At 70.2% G+C, this 2,614-nt stretch carries 2 protein-coding genes; both read left to right on the plus strand.

What is annotated here, in order from left to right; translation table 11 throughout:
* Positions 1–23: 23 nt before the first annotated feature.
* Positions 24–179, plus strand: a complete 156-nt coding sequence (locus ABZ570_RS33840; protein ID WP_358072253.1) for a S8 family serine peptidase — start codon at positions 24–26, stop codon at positions 177–179.
* A gap of 343 nt (positions 180–522) precedes the next feature.
* Complete coding sequence (locus ABZ570_RS33845) at positions 523–2,361, plus strand: CocE/NonD family hydrolase C-terminal non-catalytic domain-containing protein (protein WP_358072251.1); 1,839 nt, start codon at positions 523–525, stop codon at positions 2,359–2,361.
* Positions 2,362–2,614: the final 253 nt, after the last annotated feature.

The following is a 2,614-nucleotide window of genomic DNA, read 5'->3' on the forward strand; positions in this document are numbered from 1 at the left end:
ACCCGCGCAACGGCCCCGGGCCGCTGGACCTCGGCACGTTCAACACGATCAGCGGCACCTCGATGGCAACCCCGCATGTCGTGGGCATCGTCACCCAGCTGTTCCAGGTTCCTCACCCAACTGTGGCTGGGCGCCGCGGTCCCGTTCACCCTCACCGCAACCGACACCAAGTGACCTGACCAACTACCCGGATGCGGGGTGGTGTCCGCCGGCAGACCGGTGGACACCACCCCGCGTTCGTCGCGGCATCCACGACGGTGACGGGCTGTTGCGGAGCCGACCAATCCAGAGATGAACCTCAGTAGGAGAGGGATCGGGGGCAGGTAGAAGGGCTGGAGCACCGTGACACCAACGCGTAGGGGACGGGGCCGGACGGCCCTCACTGGCACGCTTGCCCTGGTCGCGATCCTGGCCGGGTCAGCGTCCACCACCACGGCTGCGGCGGGCGACGCGCCGCCTGGCGCGGCGCTGAGGGCCAACTGTGCGGCGTATCCGGGTGGGGCGACGATCTGCTCGGCGCAGGTGCCCAGCTTTGACGGCATACCGCTGGACGTGGACGTCACCCGGCCCATGCCCGGCACCGGCGACACGCACCCCTTGATCGTGCTGCTGCACGGCTTCGGCAACGACAAGCACGAGTGGGAATCCACCTCGGAAGTCGCCGACGGGGCGGACAAGTACCACTGGAACAACCAGTGGTTCGCCGAACACGGCTACTACGTGCTCACCTACACCGCTCGCGGTTTCCGCGACAACGGCCCGACAGCCAGCCATCAGCCGTCGACACCGGCCGGTGTCGCGCCGACGTGCCTGCCGCCCGGCGGGTCGGCCTGCCCGCCGACGGGCACCATCCGGGTCAAGAACAAGGACGTCGAGATCCGCGACACCCAGTGGCTCGCCGCCCTGGTCGCTCTCACCTACCCCGACATCAACCCCGACCAGGTCGCGGTCAGCGGCGGCTCCTACGGCGGCGGGGAGAGCTGGCTGCAGGCCGCCGCGCAGGCTGGCAGCGAGTACTGGAGTGACTTTCCCGGCTTGCCGCGGCTGCGTCTGCGGGTCGCCGTGCCCAAGTACCCGTGGACCGACCTGGCCTACGCGCTGATGCCCAACGGGCACCCAGGCGGCCCGTCCCGAGCGCCTTCTGGTGCGCCCTACCAGGGCAGCGACCTGTACTCCTCGGCGCAGGGGGCGCCGGACACTCCCGGCCTCGGCAACCCGATCGGCGTCGCCAAGACGAGCTACATCGGCGGGCTGTACAGCCTCGGCACCGCCAACGGCGTGTTCGACGAGGGCTCGCTGAGCCCGCAGAGCAACGGGCCGGAGCCGTTCACCGCCTGGCTGGCCAGGGTCGACGCAGGGGAGCCGTACAGCGCACCGGGCCGCGTGGACGACCCGATCATGGGACAGCTGAGGGCAGCGTTCAGCGGCTGGCACTCCGCCTACTACCAGCCCGGGTGGCGCACCGGCCGGGATACAGGCCGTACACCGGCGATCTTCTCCGTCTCCGGCTGGACCGATGACCTGTTTCCACCGGTGGAGTCGTTCCGCATGTTCACCTACCTCAAGAGCCTGGACCGCGACTGGCCAGTCGCCGTCGTCGTAGGCGACATCGGGCACGCCCGGGCGCAGAACCCGCCGGCCGTGTGGCAGGCGATCAACGAACAGGCGTGGAGATTCCAACAGGCGAACATCACCGGCGGCCGCCCCGCGCGCACCACGGTATCCAGCTACCCCACACGGTGCGCGGGCGCGGCGACCGCCACGGACGCGATCAGCGCGAGCAGCCCGGAGGGCCTCGCCAAGGGCACCCTCATCATCGACTACAACGGTTCGGTGCTCCTGCCGCCCACCTCAGGCGCCACCGATCCGGACGCAGCCGTCACCGATGCCGTCGCCGGCGGCACCATCGCATCCACCAGTGCCGGCTGTCGCACGTCCGCCCGGCTGACCACCTCCCTGAGCGATGGCTACACCGGCATTTCGCAACCGCTGCCGACGGAGCAGACGCTCATCGGGATCGGTCACGCTCAAGCCCGGTACGCCGCCACGCCGGGTGCCTCCACCGCGGTGCTGGCCGCACGGGTGTGGGACGTGTCCCCTGACGGCGTGGCGGTGCTGATCAGTCGCGGCACCTACCGGTTCGACTTCACCGGGTACGACCCCCGCAGCGGCCTAATCCAGGTGCCGTTGTACGGCAACCATTGGACGTTCCCCGCCGGTCACCGAATCCGACTGGACCTTGCTCAGGTTGACCAGCCGACGTACCGGCCACCGAACCCGGCGGTGGCCGCGGCGCTCGACCTGTCCGCCACCCGGCTCGTACTGCCGGTCCGGGCACAAGCCGATACCACCATCCGTTGACGCGGTCGCGGTTGACCTGTACACCTCACCTCCTTCCAGGGTCTAACCGGCGGCGGTACCCGTAACGGCACGGCCGCCCGCATGTGGAGAGAACGGGCTTAAGCAGCTCCCCTGGCCTGCGCCGAGGGAAGCACAGCCGCGAGCGTGGTGCCTACCCGCCGCCCGCTCGTCGCCGGAGCCGCTGGCTGATTCCGGTCCGGGGACTCGCGTTGGGGGCGGTGCTCTGCGCTCTGCCGTTCCTGCGGGAGCCGGG

It is taken from the genome of Micromonospora sp. NPDC007271, assembly GCF_040634005.1.
Classification (GTDB): Bacteria; Actinomycetota; Actinomycetes; order Mycobacteriales; family Micromonosporaceae; genus Micromonospora.